We start from the raw sequence: 15087 nt of genomic DNA, 5'->3' as shown, positions 1-15087 counted from the left end.
AATGCCCTTGATCTCCAACGGTACGCCTCAAACGCAGCTCAGAACGGGGTTCGCCCAGTCGGAGTGGTCGTGGGCGTTGCCGTCACCGCCGTCTGTCACCCGGAACGTCAGCACCGTTGCTCCAGACGTGTCGACGGTGATAGGTACGGCGGCGCTTTGTCCTGTCAGCGTGGGGCTTTGGTAGGCGGACACGCCGTCCTTCAGCACCTCGAACCGGACGGTGCCGCCACCGTTCGTCTCGTCGTCGACACCGATCGTGGCGGTGAGCGCGGAGCACTTCCCGCCGGTGTAGACCTGGAACTCCGAGTCGGCGTGCGTGCCGACGCCCCGGTCGAACTTCGCTCCCCGGATGCTCATCGGGTTGCCGTCACCGCCCGCGTTCTCACCGTTGCTGCGGTCGCGTTCGATCGGGCCCCAGCCGTTGCGCTCGTTCAGGAACTCCAGCGCGGACACCTGAGCCTCACCCTGCGGCGGACGCGGCGTGGCGGTGAAGTCCTTGATGATCGTGCTCGTCGCCTTGCCCGAGCTGATCTCCGCGAAGATCGGACGCGTGCCGGTTTCCCCGCCCTCGCGCTTGATCGTCACCTTCGCGGAGCCGCTGGAGAGGTCGACGGTGCCCGGCGTGACGGACCAGTCGTCCGGCGCGGTCAGCCTGGCCGTGGTCCTGCCGGGGCACGGCTTCGTCACGACCAGTTCCGCCTCGACCTGCTCACCTGGTTCGAGGACGGTGTCGGCGGCGTTGAGCTGCGCGGCAGGAGCGCAGTCGACGTTGCGGCCGAGCTTGCCCGTGGCGGCCTCCACGGGCGTGAGCGGGCGCAGCAGCACGGAGTACGCGTACTCGTTGCCCGCCTCCACCTGATACTGCGGCAACGGCTCGTGGAACGTCTCGCTGACACCTGTCACGCGATGTGCCGCGTGCAGGGTCGTCCAGCCGTCGTTCTTCTTGAGCGCGAACGGGTACGCGGCGCGGTCGAGGTCGTCGTACCGCGAGACCCGGACGTCCAGGTCGCCCGCGACGAGCAGGCCAGCGCGGCCGTTGGACAGCGTCGCCCAGCGCGTGTCCGCGTGGTTGCCGAAGTCCTGCGGCTTGTAGTAGTCGTTGAACTCCTTGTCCACAGTGGACTGGTAGACGCCGACCGGGTTGCCCGCCTTGCGGTCGTCGTAGTTCTCACCGGGACCGCGGCCGTACCAGGTGAACCTGCCGTAGTCGGCGGGAACCTTGAGAGTGAAGCCGATGCCGGGCAGGTAGCTCAGGTCGCGCATGCGGTCCCGGGCGGCGACCCGGTGGCCGACGTTGATCTCGCCGTCACCCGTGATCCGGTAGGTGAAGGTCTGGCCGAACGACGCGTCGGCTACGGCCTGGGCGGTGGACTTGGCCGTGATGACCGTGTCCGTCGCGTTCTGGGTGACGGTGACGCTCGACGGCGTGGTCTTGAGGCGGTCGAGACCGTTGCGGTACCAGGAACCGTCCTCGCTCATGAACTCGTTCGACAGCGGGGCGCGCCACGCGTCCAGCTCCGGGCCGGTCTTGAGCAGCTCGGAGCCGCGCACGCGCATCGACGTGAGCGTGCCGGACCGCTTGCTGACGACGTACCGGAAGTCCCTGCCGGACACCACGATCTCGACGTCGGTCTGGGTGGTCGTGAGTTTGCCGGGCGCTCCCGGCGTGTGCAGGCCGGCGATCTGCGTGCCGCCCAGCGGGAAGTCCGCGATGCCGACGTCGTTGCCCTGCCGGTCGGTCGCGCGGACGGTCAGCCACCGCTCGGTCTCGGCCTGGAAGTCCGGCAACGTGATCGTGCCCGGCTGGAGCCTGCCGCGGTGCTCGGCGATCGTGCGGCCGTTGTCTTGGACCTGCCAGCGCAGTTCGAGGTCGTCGGTGCCGGTGAACTGGCGTTCGCTGACGGTCGTGAGCTTGTTGTCCGAGAAGGAGAAGCGGATGGGGGAGTGGACGGCCATCAGCTCGGTGGTCTCCGGCTGCGGCCTGCGGTCCGACCACACCACGCCGTCGACGCCACCGGTGCCCGCGCCGTAGGACTGCTGACGGCCCTTGTCCTCCAGCTTCTCGAAGTCGAGCGCCAGCACGGCGGTCTTCTTCGGATCTGCCGCGAGTTCGGCGTCGGTCAGGGCGCGGTGGTAGATCCGGACCTGGTCGACCGAGCCGTGCGCCATGCGGGTGCCGACGTTCTCCTGCATGGTCTCGGCGTTGCGGCCGATGTTGACCGGCCAGTGCGACCAGTCGATCGCGCCGCTGAACTCGGTGGTGGCGACCTCGCGGCCGTCGATCAGCAACCGCAGCTTCGCGCCGTCGAACGTGCCGGTGACGCGGTGCCAGTTGCCGTAGAAGTCCGCCGGGACCGTGGCCCTGACCGTGCGCCAGGTGCCGCTGTGGACGAAGAACTCCAGTGTGGTGGCGTTGGACATCTTCAGCGCGTACTGGTGGTCGCCCTTGGAGATGACGGTGAAGTCGCCGGTCCAGGTGTCGGGCTTGACCCAGGCGTCCAGCGTGAGGCCGTTGGTGACCTCGTCGAGCTTGCGGTCGCGGTAGACCTCCACGAAGTCGTCGAGTCCACTGAGTTGCAACGCTTTGCCGTGCGGTCCGTCCACCTGGGACGGTTTGCCGGACAGGTAGGAGAGGATGCCGTTGGCGTCATCGGGCGTGGTGTAGAGCGGCAGGGCGATGTTCTGCTCGGCCCAGTCCCAGATGAACCCGCCCTGCACCTGCGGATAGGCGCGGACGACGTCCCAGAACTCCTTGAAGTTGCCGAGGCTGTTGCCCATCGCGTGCGCGTACTCGCCCATGATGATCGGCTTGGTCGTGGTCTTCGCCTTGGCTTCGAGACTCGCGGGCGACGGGTAGCGCGGGCCGGCCACGTCCGCGAACGGCGCGTCGCCGTCCGGCACGTTCGGCTGGTGGTACAGCGGGCGGGTGTCGTTCTTCCGCGCGTACTCGGCCATCGTGTAGTGCGCCTTGCCGAGACCGGCCTCGTTGCCGGTGTCCCACATGACCACGCTCGGGTGGTTCTTGTCGCGCTGCATCATGGCGGTGAACCGGTCCTGGAACGCGTCCTGCCACTCGGGGCGTTCGGCGAGGCAGTTGGTCGGGCAGCCGTCGTGGTGGTGGGTCTCGATGTCGACCTCGTCGGCGATCATCAGGCCGTTGCGGTCCGCGAGCTCGTAGAAGTACGGGTCGCTCGGGTAGTGCGACGTCCGCACGGCGTTGATGTTGAACCGCTTCATCAGTTGGACGTCTTTGTCCTGGTCGGCGCGGGTGACGTAGCGGCTGCCGTGAACTGACGTCTCGGCCCGGTTGGTGCCGCGGAACAGCACGCGCTTCCCGTTGATCTTGAACTGCCGGTCGATGATCTCGATCTTGCGGAACCCCACCGGCTGCCTGCCGGTCTGGATCACACGGCCGTCCTTGACCAGTTCGATCCGGAGTTCGTAGACGTTCGGGGTCTCGTCGGTCCACTTCAGCGGGTCGGTGACCCTGCCGTCCCGGATGGGGACCTCGCGGCCCAGCGGGTCGAAGAGCCTGGTCCGGACGGTGTGGCCCTCCTGCGGGCCGCCGATCTTGACGTCCGCGCTGATCGTGGCGTCGCGGTACTGGGCGTCCAGGTCGGTCTTGATCGTGACGTCCTGGAGGTACGTCTTCGGCGTCGAGTAGAGCCAGACCTCGCGGAAGATGCCGGAGAACCGCCACTGGTCGTAGTCCTCCAGGTGGGAGCCGGAGCCCCAGCGGTGGACCTGGAGTCTGATCGTGTTGCGGCCGGGCTTGAGCTTGCTGGTGATGTCGAACTCGGCGGGCGTGTAGCCGCCCTGGTCATAGCCGACGTACGCGCCGTTGACCCACACGAAGTATCCGCTGGTCACGCCCTCGAAGCGGACCAGCGTGCGGTCCCAGTTCTGCGGCAGGTCGAACGTCTTCTCGTAGACACCGGTCGGGTTGACGTCGTGCGGGATCGCCGGTGGGGCGTCCGGGTACATCTCGGTGGGGATGTTGCGGAACATCGGGTGGTCGAGGAAGTCGGTCTGCCACGTGTGGGGGACCTTGACCGTGCGCCATCCGTCGGGCGTGTCTCTCACGTCCTGCGGCCTGTCGAACATCCGGATGCGCCACTCGCCGTTGAGGCTGAGCCTGCGCTCGGGTTTCAGATCCGGGTGCGGAGGTTCCTGGTTCTCGCCCGTCATTCTGGGATTCTCCAGATATGCCAAGGCATCCAGGGGTTCGGCCTGCGCGGTTGCGGGGGCCAGTGAGAGCGCTACCACCGTGGCTACGACGACACGAAGCATGCCTTCGGAAGCTAGGGGCGGCGTGAGGACGGCGTCAACGAATGTCCGCTCTTTCTGTCCGAACGGATCTGGCCGACGCGTCCCAACGTCCGGAAATCACGCTCCACTCCGCAGCACGCGTTAGTGTCGGATACATGCAGACCTGGTCATCAATTCCTGTGCCGCGGGTTCCGGGGGACCCCCGCCCGCTGCGGCTGTTCGACACGGCCACGGGCGAAGTGCGTCCGACGGCTCCAGGAGACACCGCCAGGTTGTACGTCTGCGGGATCACGCCGTACGACGCGACGCACCTCGGCCACGCCGCCACCTATCTCGCGTTCGACCTCGTGCACCGCGTGTGGCTCGACAACGGCCACAACGTGCACTACGTCCAGAACGTCACCGACGTGGACGACCCGCTGTTGGAGCGGGCGCTGCGGGACAAGGACGACTGGGAGGTGCTCGCGATGCGCGAGACCGCCCTGTTCCGCGAGGACATGGAGGCGTTGCGCGTCCTGCCGCCGCAGGACTACGTCGGCGTCGTCGAGGCGGTCCCGGAGATCGTCGAGGTGGTCGTCAAGCTGCTCAACGACGGCCACGCGTACCGCGCCGACGACTCCGAGTACCCGGACATCTACTTCGCGCACGACGCCACGGGCCGGTTCGGCTACGAGTCGAACTACTCGGCCGAGGAGATGCTGCGGCTGTTCGCCGAACGCGGCGGCGACCCGGACCGCCCCGGCAAGCGCCACCCGCTCGACGCGCTGCTGTGGCGCATGAAGCGTCCCGGCGAGCCCGCGTGGGAGTCCGAACTGGGCGAGGGCCGCCCCGGCTGGCACATCGAGTGCAGCGCCATCGCCCACAACCGCCTCGGCTCCGGCTTCGACGTCCAGGGCGGCGGCTCCGACCTGATCTTCCCGCACCACGAGTACTCCGCGGCGCACGCAGAGGCCCAGACCGGCCAGCACCCGTTCGCCCGCCACTACGTGCACGCGGGCATGATCGGCCTCGACGGCGAGAAGATGTCGAAGTCGCGCGGCAACCTGGTCTTCGTCTCGAAGCTGCGCTCGCAGAAGGTCGACCCGAACGCCGTCCGCCTGGCCCTGCTCTCCGGCCACTACCGCGAAGACCGCCCGTGGTCGCAGGAGCTGCTGGACACGGCACTCGCGCGGCTCGACAAGTGGCGCCAGGCCGCCGGCCGCGACACCGGACCGTCCGCTGTGGACACCGTGACGCGGCTGCGCGACCACCTGGGCAACGACCTCGACACGCCGAAGGCCTTGGCCGCGATCGACGCGTGGGCCGACGAGGCGTTGACGCACGGCGGGTCGGACAAGCACGGGCCGTCACAGATCCGTGACGCGGTGGACGCGCTTCTGGGCGTGGACCTCTAGACAGGCCAGCCGGTGGCGCTGCTCGGGTGCAGCGCCACCGCCAGGCACTCAGGGACGTGGTTGAACGTCTCGGCGCCCGAGGCCGACGCGGTTCTCCGTGTCACGTAGAGCGCGCGCATCAGGGCGAACGCGATGAGCCAGTCGTCGACCTCGTCGAAGCCGATCAGCCACGGCGTCGGTTCGTCGATCTTGGCGCGCACCCTCCTCGCGGGGCCGGGATCGGTGAGGATCTCGCGGTGCACGGCCCAGAACTCGTCGGAGATCGGGAACATCCGCCTCAGCAGCACGTCCGCCGCCGGAGCGCGCCACCACCTCTCGCGTCCCGGTGGCACCACGCCGTTCTCGAGCAGGCGAACCAGCTCGTCGAGCCGGTCGGCCATCGCCGTGAGGTTCTCGTCCGAACTGCGGGCCAGCAGGCCGTCCCCGGCGGGGAAGGCGTCGAAGTGCACCTCGGTCATCGCGCACCGTCCACCGTCGCGCGCACCCCGAACCTCACCAGCCGCAAGGCCATCGCCTCGGCGGTAGCACGGTCGTAGACACCTACGACGGAACGGCCGGAGCGGTGGACGTCCATCGTCTTCTCTCGTGCCTGCGCATCGTCGTGGCCACAAACCGTGCGCAGGACGTGGTGCACGAGCACGAACGAGTTCACGTCGTCGTTGTGCACGACGACCTGCCAACTTCCCCCAGAAGTCATGGACGAAGTATGCGGCAGACCACAATGGAACCGTGATGGAGGCGGCACGGCGCGACCTCGCGCGCATGCGGGAGTCAGCGGCAGCGTGGCAGGAACTGCGCTACGAGAGCATCAACGACGGCGACGACGCGAACGAGGTGCCGCGCGCCAAAGTCCTGTGGGCCCTGCAGTACGACCGACGGCCCGAAGACCTGCCACTGCTGCGGTTCCTGGCCGAGCAGGAGGCGTTGTGCCGTCGCAACGCGCCGTTCCAGGGCATCGGCGAGGAGGCCCAGCTGGCCGGCTTCCTGCTGGCCGTGCACGGCCAGGTCGAGGACGTGTGGCGGCAGCACGCGATCAAGCGCGCCAACTTCGACACCTGGTGCGGTTACGACCAGGAGCACGTCTTCGCCGCCGGTGCCGAGGCCACGGTCGCGCACGTGCGGGCGAGTGATCATCCCGACCGGGACGAGGTGCTGGAGTTCCTCCTCGACCGGGACGTGGCCGACGAGGACGTGCGGGCGTGGCTGGAGAGCCGCCACGAGTGGTTCCCGCAAGACCCCGCCGACGAGGACCCGCTGACGTGGGTCGAGCGCGCGAAGCTGGCGGGGGAGCGGGAGCTGGCGCGTGCCGAGCTGGACCGGTGGGCGTTGGGCCGTTCGAGGGACATCAGCACGTTGAACCAGTTGCGCTACGAGCTCGCGGATCTGGGGGAGTTCGCGGAGGCGGCGCGGACCCAGCGGGAGGCTCTCCCGTTCGCGGACAGTGACTGGGATCGCGCAGTCGGGTGGTGCGTCCTGGCCCGGCTCGAACGCCAGGCCGGGGATCACCGCGCTGCCTGGGACGCGTTGCGGGAGTGCGGGGCCGCTCTGGGAGCTGTGGCGGACTGGCGGGAGGTCGGGCTCGGGCGCGATTTCGTGCACGAGCTGTACCTGCTCGCCGGGGTCGCGGAGATCGGGCTCGCCCGTGAGGTGTTCGCCGAGGCGGGGCGGCAGGCGCGGGACGTGCCGGGGCTGCCTCCGGTCGTGCTGGACGCGGTGGCCGAGGCGGAGAAACGCTTCAGATGAAGGAAACCGCCCCCGGGGCGGAAGCACCGGGGGCGGTCTCGTTCAGCGGTTACAGCTGGTCTGCTCAGACGTCGAGCGTCCAGTTGTTCAACGTGCCGGTGTCCAGGAACGCCGCGTCGCGCACGCGCAGCGTCCAGGTGCCGTTGGCAGCCTCACCAGAGAGGTTCTTGGTGTAGGTCTCGTTGATGTTGTCGGCCGAGCCGCCGGTCCGGTTGTGCAGGTTGACGACCGTGCCGTCGGGCGCGACCAGGTCGACCACGAGGTCGCCCTTGTAGGTGTGCGTGATCGAGACCTTGATCGTCGAGGTGGCCGACGCGTTGCCCGCGCAGCCGGAGACGACGATCGTGCTGGTCACCGTGGCCTGGTCCGGGATCGCGACCGGGGTCGAGTTGGTCCGGGCGTCACAGCTGCCGCCGACCGCGTTGACGACCCACGAGAAGGTCGCCGTGCCGGTCTTGTTCGCGGCATCGGTCACCGTGGCGGTGACGGACGAGGTGCCCGCCGTGGTCGGGGTGCCGGAGATCGCGCCGGAGGCGGACGCCGACAGACCGGCCGGGAGGCCGCTCACGGACCAGGTGTACGGCGCGGTGCCGCCACTGGCCGAGAGCTGCAACGACGCCGCCGTGCCGACCGTGGAGGTCTGCGTGCCGGGGTTCGTCACCGAGGGGTTGCCCGGCTGGCCGCCGCCGAACAGCGTGTAGAGCAGCTTGTTCGGCGTGTTGGCGCCGACGTTGGTGATCTTGTTGGGCGTGGAGGCGGCGTTCAGGCCGTCCCACACCGCGGCCGGGCTGTCGGTCGGGTGCGTGGCGAGCCACAGGGCAGCCGCGCCCGCGACGTGCGGGGTGGCCATCGACGTACCGGAGATGTTGTTCGTCGCGGTGTCGTTGGTGTTCCACGACGACACGATGTTCTGACCCGGTGCGTAGATGTCCGTGCAGGAGCCGTAGTTCGAGAACGAGGCGCGCGCGTCGGTGTTGGTCGACGCGTTGACCGTGATCGCCTCGGTGACGCGTGCAGGCGAGGTGCTGCAGGCGTCGGTGTTCGAGTTGCCGGAGGCGATGGCGTAGGTGACGCCGGCCGCGATGGAACGGCGCACGGCCGCGTCCAGGGTGGCGTCCGCGCCGCCGCCGAGCGACATGTTGGCGACAGCGGGCTTGACGTGGTTCGCGGTCACCCAGTCGATACCGCCGACGACACCGGCGGTGGTGCCGGAGCCGGAGCAGTTCAGCACCTTGACGGCGACGACCTTGGCGGCCTTCGCGAGGCCGTACTCGGCGCCCGCGATGGTGCCACCGACGTGCGTGCCGTGGCCGTTGCAGTCGGTGTTGTTGCCGTCACCGGAGGTGTTGGTGCCCCACGTCGCGCGGCCACCGAACGTGGAGTGCGTCGTGCGCACACCCGTGTCGATGACGTACGCCGTGACGTTGGACGCCGTGGTGTCGTACTGGTAGCTGTTGCTCAGCGGCAGGTCGCGCTGGTCGACGCGGTCCTGACCCCACGACGGCGGGTTCTGCTGGACGTCGAGCAGGTGCACCTCGGCGTCCTGCTGGACGTACGCGACCTTCGGGTCCGCGGCGAGCTTGGCGGCCTGCTTGGCCGTCATCTTCACCGAGAAGCCGTTGAGCGCGTGCTGCCAGACCTGACCGACCTGGCCGCCGTACTTGCTCGCCAAGCCCGGTGCGGCGGCCCTCGACGCCGTGTCGGCCTTCAGCGAGACGATGTAGCTGTCCTTCACGACATCGGCGCGGTCGGCGCCGAGAATCGTCCCCACGTTTTCTTGAGCTGATGCGGCGGGGACCACGGCGGCGGCCAGACATACGGCGGCCGCGGCAGCGAGTCCCGTACCCAAGACTCTTCGCATTGCAGGGTTCTCCCTCGTGCAGGGAACAGGGTGACCAGCACGCTAGCCCTAAACCGCAGGTCAGAGGGATACGCCGACGAGTGCGAACTGTTGACAGATTTGACATTTCGTGTCAAAGCGACAGTTGCGGACAGTCACGGAAATAGGCCGAGAGAACGCATTTGCTTTCCCTATATCAACCCGAACGCCGCGAGGTCCACCCCTCGATCGACCCTACCGTCCGGTAGACATGCCGAAGTAGCGTCGCCCAGACGGAGGAACGAACTGATCGGGCAGTTCGCCGCCTGGGGACGCCATTCATCCGGTGTCGTACGCGCTGTGTTGCAGCACAGCTGATCTCCTCATCGCGGTTGCCCGGTCCGGCGTTACACCGGCCCTGCACAAAACCGAAGATCAAGGAGAAATGCCTATGAAGCGCATGGCTGTCGCAGCTGTGGCCGTGTTGGCGGGTGCTCTCGCGACGACGGTCTCCCCTGCCGCCGTCGCCGCCGAGGGACCTTCCGCCGACCTGCTCGCCGCGATGCAGCGCGACCTCGGGCTGGACGCCACGCAGGCGGCGGAACGGTTGCGCCAGGAGAGCGCGGCCACGGTCCTGCAGCGAGTCGCGGAGGGTTTCGCCGGCGAGAGCTACGGCGGCGCGTGGTTCGACGCGTCCATCGGCAAGCTCGTCGTGGGCGTGACCGACGCGACCAAGACCGACCGGCTCCGCAAGCTCGGCGCGGAGCCCCGCACGGTCGCGCACAAGGCGAGTGACCTCGACGCGGCCAAGGCGAAGCTCGACGCGTCGCAGGCTCCGGCCGAGGTCACCGGCTGGTTCGTCGACACCAAGGCGAACGCGGTCACGATCACCGTCAAGCGCGGCCAGACCGAGGCGGCGAAGACGCTGGTGGAGAAGGCCGGCGCGGTCGCGAAGGTCGTCGAGACCGACGAGGCCCCGCGGCTGTTCAAGGACACCCGCGGCGGCGACGCCTACTACATCAACAACGCGGGACGCTGCTCCGTCGGCTTCGCGGTCGAGGGCGGCTTCGTCTCCGCCGGGCACTGCGGGTCGCCCGGCGACACGGTGACCGGCGTCGACAAGACGGCGATGGGCGAGTTCGAGAAGTCGTCCTTCCCGGGCAACGACTACTCGTTCGTGAAGACCAACTCGTCCTGGACGTCCACGGCCAAGGTGAACCACTACGGCGGCGCTGACGTCATCGTGTCCGGTCACACCGAGTCCGCGGTCGGCGCCTCGATCTGCCGTTCCGGCTCGACCACGGGCTGGCACTGCGGCGAGGTCCAGGCCAAGAGCCAGACCGTGAACTACCAGGAGGGCTCGGTCAGCGGCCTCACGCGCACGAACGTGTGCGCGGAGCCCGGTGACTCGGGTGGCTCGTGGGTTAGCGGCACGCAGGCGCAGGGCGTCACCTCGGGTGGCTCCGGTGACTGCACCAGCGGCGGCACGACCTACTACCAGCCGGTCAACGAGATCCTCGAGACCTACGGCCTGACGCTCACCACGGGCTGACGCGGGCAGTGAACGGGGGAGCCTCCATCCGTGGAGGCTCCCCCTTCCGCTTTCAGTCCTCGCGCTCTTCCAGCCACTTCTCGCGGTGCACGCGCCACCGGTCCAGCATCGAGCCGAGCTCGCTGTGCGCGAACCGGAAGAACTCCCGCGTCTCGTCGAGCCGCAGCCCCGCGTCGGTGTCCGGGCCGAGTGCCGTGACGCCCTCGCTGAGCACCTCGTCGATCATCACCAGCATCTGGTCCTTGCGGAACGTCGCCTCGTACCAGACGTTGTCGCGCATCCGGTAGACGTCGCGGCGTGATCCGGGCTCGCGTTCGCGGCTGACGATCTGGACCGTGGTCAGGTAGCGCACCGCGCCCGACACCGCCGCCGGGGAGATCTGCAGCAGGTCGGCGATCTCGGCCGCGGTGAGCCGTCCCGTGTCCGTCGTCAGCAGCGCCGCGAGGATGCGAGCCGGCATGCGCGGAACGCCGGTGTCCGCCAGAATCCCGCCGAACCGTTCGACGAACTGGCTCACCGCCTGCGTGTCACGCTCCGTAGTACTCGTCACGGCGGCATCATCCCCTTTCGTCAGCCGATCGAGCAAAATTTACGTCCTTCACGAAGTTGTGAAAGAAGTGTAGCTTACCGGGCATGACATCTGCGATATCCGTGTCGGGCCTGGTGAAGACCTTCGGCTCGACGCGTGCACTGGACGATCTCAACCTGGACGTCCAGACCGGTGAGGTGCACGGCTTCCTCGGCCCGAACGGCGCGGGCAAGTCGACGACGATCCGGATCCTCCTCGGCCTGCTGCGTGCCGACTCCGGCACCGCGCGGCTGCTCGGCGGCGACCCGTGGAAGGACACCGCGGCTCTGCACCGCCGGCTCGCCTACGTCCCCGGCGACGTCAACCTCTGGCCCAACCTGACCGGCGGCGAGGTCATCGACCTGCTCGGACGGCTCCGCGGCGGCTTGAACTCCCGTCGCCGCGAGGAGCTCCTGGAGCGCTTCGAACTGGACCCCCGCAAGAAGGGCCGCACCTACTCCAAGGGCAACCGGCAGAAGGTCGCGCTGGTCGCCGCCCTGTCGAGCGACGTCGAGCTGCTGATCCTCGACGAGCCGACCTCGGGCCTCGACCCGCTGATGGAGTCCGTCTTCCAGGCCTGCATCAACGACGAACGCGAGCGCGGCCGCACGGTGCTGCTCTCCAGCCACATCCTCGCCGAGGCCGAGGCGCTGTGCGATCGGGTGAGCATCATCCGCAACGGCCACATCGTCGAGACCGGCACGCTCGCCGACATGCGGCACCTGACCCGCACGTCCATCTCGGCGGAGCTCGCGGGGCCGCCGAACGGGCTGGCGTCGCTGGCCGGTGTGCACGACCTCGTGACCGAGGGCAACCGCGTCCGGTTCGAGGTCGACTCGGACAAGCTCGACCTCGTGCTCAAGCAGCTCGTGTCCACCGGCGTCCGCACGCTGACCTCGCAGCCGCCGACCCTGGAAGAGCTCTTCCTGCGCCACTACGAGGACGTGAAATGACCGGCACCTGGCAACTGGTCCGCCTGGCACTGCGCCGCGACCGGATCCTGCTGCCCGTCTGGGTGCTCTTCCTGGTCGGCGTCACCTTCTCGACGACGACCGCGCTCGAGGAGCTGTACAACACGCAGCAGTCGCGGGACCTGCTCGGCGTCACCGCGAACGCCAACTCCGCGTTCCTGGCGATGCTCGGCCCGTTGCATGACTGGTCGTCGCTCGGTGGCCTGGTCGTGTGGCGCTGGGGCGTCTTCTCCGGCCTGTTCATCGCGATCATGGCCATGCTGGTCGTCACCCGGCACACGCGGGCGGAAGAAGAAGCCGGCCGCACCGAACTCATCGCGGCCACGGTCGTCGGACGGCACGCGCCGCTCGCCGCCGCCGTGATCGTCGCGGGCGGCACGAGCCTGCTGATCGGTGTTCTGCAGGCGGTGGCGCTGATCGGCAAGGACCTCGCTCCGGCGGGCGCCTTCGCGTTCGGCCTCTCGACCGCGAGCGTCGGGCTGGTGTTCACCGGCGTCAGCGCGTTCACCGCGCAGCTCTCGGAGAACTCGCGCGTGTCCAACGCGATCGCGGGAGGGTTCCTCGGCGTGATCTACCTGCTGCGCGCGGCGGGCGACGCGGCGGGGGAGTCGGGCCCGCAGTGGCTGACCTGGTTCTCGCCGATCGGCTGGACCGAGCACGTGCGGTCGTTCGCGGACAACAGGTTCTGGGTGCTGCTGCTCCCGCTGGCGGCGTTCGCCCTGCTGGTCGGCGTCTCCTCGTACGTCGTGACCCGCCGCGACGTCGGGCTCGGTCTGCTCCCGGCCAGGCTCGGCCCGCCGCAAGGCACGATCAGCACGCCGTTCGGGCTCGCGTGGCGGTTGCAGAAGGGCTCGCTGATCGGCTGGTCCATCGCGTTGTTCGCGGTGGGCGCGATCTACGGCAGCGTCGCCCAGGCGGTCGGGCAGATGGTGCAGGACAACCCGACGCTCGGGCAGATCGTCAGCAAGATCGGCGGCGCCGACGCGATGGTGGACGCCTTCTTCGCCACCATCACCCAGCTGCTGGGCCTGATCACCTCGATCTACCTGGTGCAGGCGATCCTGCGGTTGCGTTCGGAGGAGACCTCGTTCCGCGCGGAACCGGTCCTCGCCACGCCGGTCTCGCGCTGGGGCTGGGTCGCCTCGCACGCGGTGTTCGCCCTGGTGGGCGGCGCGGTCGTGCTGGCGGCGGCCGGACTCGGGCTGGGCCTGGTCTACGGGCTGCAGATCGACGACCTGGGCACGGTCGTGCCGAAGATGCTCGGCGCGGCACTGGTCCAGCTCCCGGCGGCCTGGGTGGTCGCGGGCGTGGCGCTGGCCCTGTTCGGACTGTTCCCGCAGCTCACCGGCGTGAGCTGGGCGGTGGTGTCGGTGTCGCTGGTGATCACGCTGCTCGGCCCGGCCCTGCAGCTCGATCAGTGGATCATCGACGTCTCGCCGTTCACGCACGTCCCGAAGTACCCGGACATCACCTTCGGGCCGCTCGCGTGGCTCACCGTGGTGGCGGTGGTGCTGCTGGCGGCGGGGTTCGCCGGTTTCCGCCGGCGCGACCTGACCACGTGACGATCGCCGGGATCGTGATCAGCAGAGCCGCCGGCACCAGGAAGCCCAGCAACGGGTGCGCCTGGTAGAGCGGGACGAACGCCAACGGGGCCGCGGCCGCGCCCATGAAGCGCAGTGACTGCACGACACTGACGCTGCCGCCCCTGTTGGCGTTGTCGCTCTGCAACACCAACGCGTTGATGCTCACCAGCACACCCTGAGCCGCCGCACCGGTCAGCGCCCACGCGATGACCGCGACCGCCATGATCGGCGTCGTGCCCACCGCCGCGACGAGCCCGGCGCCCAGCGTCGCGCCCACGACGACGGTGGTGGCGGCACCGAACCTGTCGATGGCCTTGCCGATCTGCCGTGCGGTCAGGAACCCGACGATGCCGAAGCCGGTGAGCAGGATTCCGCGTTCACCGGCGCCGAGACCGAACACGTCGTCCAGCCGGAACGCCACGAGGAACGACAGTCCGCCAAGGCATCCCCAGCAGACGAAGGCGACGATCGCGGGCCTCAGCGTGCTCGGCACGAACGCGCTGCGCAGACTCGCGTCGCGCTCCGGTTCGGCCTCCGTGTCCGGCACGCCCAGGACCGCGAGCGCCGTGGCGACCACCGCGATCACGACGAACGCCAGCCGCCAGTCGATCTCGGCGGTCAGGCCGCCCACGAGCGGCGCGGACGTCTGCCCGGCGGCCTGCATCGACCCGAACAGCCCGAGCGCGCGGCCGAGCTTCTCCTTCGGCGTCGAGGCCGCGATCACGGCCAACAGCACCGGCGTCGTGAACGAGTTCGCCGCGCCCTGCAACGCCCGTGAGGCCAGCAGCACCTCGAACGTCCACGAGGAGGCGGCGAGCAGAGAGGTCAGCGCGTAGGCGATGTACGCGATCCGGACAGTCCGTTGTGGACCCCAGCGTTGCGCGAGCGTGCCGGAAGCCAGCATCAGCACGGCGAACGGCACGAGGTAGTACGTCAGCGTCGAGGCCGCGGATCCGGCCGAGCGGCCGAAGCTGTCCCCGATCTCCGGCAGGATCGACGTGGTGATGGCGCCGCCGAACGGCCCGATCAATGCGCCCGCGTACAGCCCGGCGCGTGCCAACCGTCCCAACTGACACCTCCGCCGCTCACCCTATGGGGGCGAGCGGCGGAGAGCGCCACAAAGTGGTTGTTGTCGCTAAGTTTCTATCCGTGGAGGCCCGCGGTGAAACCCTGGAACGACTCCCTGAC

11 protein-coding genes are annotated in these 15087 nt (G+C 68.9%); 5 read left to right on the top strand and 6 right to left on the bottom strand.

Features of this window, described 5'->3' with window-relative positions; translation table 11 throughout:
- Positions 1–27 precede the first annotated feature (27 nt).
- Positions 28–4188 (bottom strand): glycoside hydrolase family 2 TIM barrel-domain containing protein, encoded by a 4161-nt coding sequence (locus ACH413_RS08910; protein WP_360032985.1) that lies wholly within the window; start codon positions 4186–4188, stop codon positions 28–30.
- Positions 4189–4424: 236 nt separating this feature from the next.
- Between ACH413_RS08910 and mshC the strand changes: the two genes are divergently transcribed.
- The gene (mshC, locus tag ACH413_RS08905; protein WP_360032988.1) at positions 4425–5663 is read left to right on the top strand and encodes a cysteine--1-D-myo-inosityl 2-amino-2-deoxy-alpha-D-glucopyranoside ligase; all 1239 of its coding nucleotides are present in this window, start codon (positions 4425–4427) and stop codon (positions 5661–5663) included.
- Here the strand turns inward: mshC and ACH413_RS08900 are convergent.
- Positions 5660–6121 carry a hypothetical protein gene (locus ACH413_RS08900; RefSeq protein ID WP_360032991.1) on the bottom strand — a complete coding sequence of 154 codons (462 nt, stop codon included), beginning with the start codon at positions 6119–6121 and terminating at the stop codon, positions 5660–5662. The two genes, mshC and ACH413_RS08900, sit on opposite strands and share 4 nt — an antisense overlap.
- Positions 6118–6360 (bottom strand): ATP-dependent Clp protease adaptor ClpS, encoded by a 243-nt coding sequence (locus ACH413_RS08895; RefSeq protein WP_360032994.1) that lies wholly within the window; start codon positions 6358–6360, stop codon positions 6118–6120. The genes ACH413_RS08900 and ACH413_RS08895 overlap by 4 nt, the downstream gene beginning before the upstream one ends.
- A 32-nt stretch (positions 6361–6392) precedes the next feature.
- On the opposite strand from ACH413_RS08895, the gene ACH413_RS08890 reads away from it, so the two are divergent.
- Positions 6393–7406, top strand: coding sequence for a hypothetical protein (locus ACH413_RS08890; RefSeq protein ID WP_360032997.1), 1014 nt, complete (start codon positions 6393–6395; stop codon positions 7404–7406).
- 64 nt (positions 7407–7470) lie between these two features.
- Here ACH413_RS08890 and ACH413_RS08885 read toward each other — a convergent pair whose 3' ends face one another.
- Positions 7471–9177, bottom strand: coding sequence for a S8 family serine peptidase (locus ACH413_RS08885; RefSeq protein ID WP_360033000.1), 1707 nt, complete (start codon positions 9175–9177; stop codon positions 7471–7473).
- A 499-nt stretch (positions 9178–9676) separates the two neighbouring features.
- On the opposite strand from ACH413_RS08885, the gene ACH413_RS08880 reads away from it, so the two are divergent.
- Positions 9677–10777, top strand: a complete 1101-nt coding sequence (locus ACH413_RS08880; RefSeq protein WP_360033003.1) for a S1 family peptidase — start codon at positions 9677–9679, stop codon at positions 10775–10777.
- Positions 10778–10829: 52 nt separating this feature from the next.
- Here the strand turns inward: ACH413_RS08880 and ACH413_RS08875 are convergent, their stop codons facing one another.
- Positions 10830–11327: a MarR family transcriptional regulator gene (locus ACH413_RS08875; protein WP_360033006.1), complete on the bottom strand. Its 498-nt coding sequence runs from the start codon at positions 11325–11327 to the stop codon at positions 10830–10832.
- Between the two features lie 83 nt (positions 11328–11410).
- On the opposite strand from ACH413_RS08875, the gene ACH413_RS08870 reads away from it, so the two are divergent.
- Entirely contained in the window at positions 11411–12298 is an 888-nt protein-coding gene (locus tag ACH413_RS08870; protein WP_360033009.1) for an ABC transporter ATP-binding protein, read from the top strand.
- Positions 12295–13878, top strand: a complete 1584-nt coding sequence (locus tag ACH413_RS08865; protein WP_360033012.1) for an ABC transporter permease — start codon at positions 12295–12297, stop codon at positions 13876–13878. Before ACH413_RS08870 ends, ACH413_RS08865 begins: the two co-directional genes overlap by 4 nt.
- Here ACH413_RS08865 and ACH413_RS08860 read toward each other — a convergent pair.
- Positions 13808–14968: an MFS transporter gene (locus tag ACH413_RS08860; protein ID WP_360033015.1), complete on the bottom strand. Its 1161-nt coding sequence runs from the start codon at positions 14966–14968 to the stop codon at positions 13808–13810. The genes ACH413_RS08865 and ACH413_RS08860 overlap by 71 nt on opposite strands.
- Positions 14969–15087 lie beyond the last annotated feature (119 nt).

The organism is Lentzea sp. NPDC020367, from assembly GCF_044387305.1.
Taxonomy (GTDB): Bacteria; Actinomycetota; Actinomycetes; order Mycobacteriales; family Pseudonocardiaceae; genus Lentzea.
The sequence above is the reverse complement of the archived record's forward strand: the minus strand, read 5'-3'. Positions and strand labels throughout refer to the sequence as shown.

Coding starts and splice junctions, on each gene's coding strand:
- ACH413_RS08910 (WP_360032985.1), bottom strand. CDS start 4,188: ATGACGGGCGAGAACCAGGAACCTCCGCACCCGGATCTGAAACCCGAG.
- mshC (WP_360032988.1), top strand. CDS start 4,425: ATGCAGACCTGGTCATCAATTCCTGTGCCGCGGGTTCCGGGGGACCCC.
- ACH413_RS08870 (WP_360033009.1), top strand. CDS start 11,411: ATGACATCTGCGATATCCGTGTCGGGCCTGGTGAAGACCTTCGGCTCG.
- ACH413_RS08895 (WP_360032994.1), bottom strand. CDS start 6,360: ATGACTTCTGGGGGAAGTTGGCAGGTCGTCGTGCACAACGACGACGTG.
- ACH413_RS08865 (WP_360033012.1), top strand. CDS start 12,295: ATGACCGGCACCTGGCAACTGGTCCGCCTGGCACTGCGCCGCGACCGG.
- ACH413_RS08880 (WP_360033003.1), top strand. CDS start 9,677: ATGAAGCGCATGGCTGTCGCAGCTGTGGCCGTGTTGGCGGGTGCTCTC.
- ACH413_RS08900 (WP_360032991.1), bottom strand. CDS start 6,121: ATGACCGAGGTGCACTTCGACGCCTTCCCCGCCGGGGACGGCCTGCTG.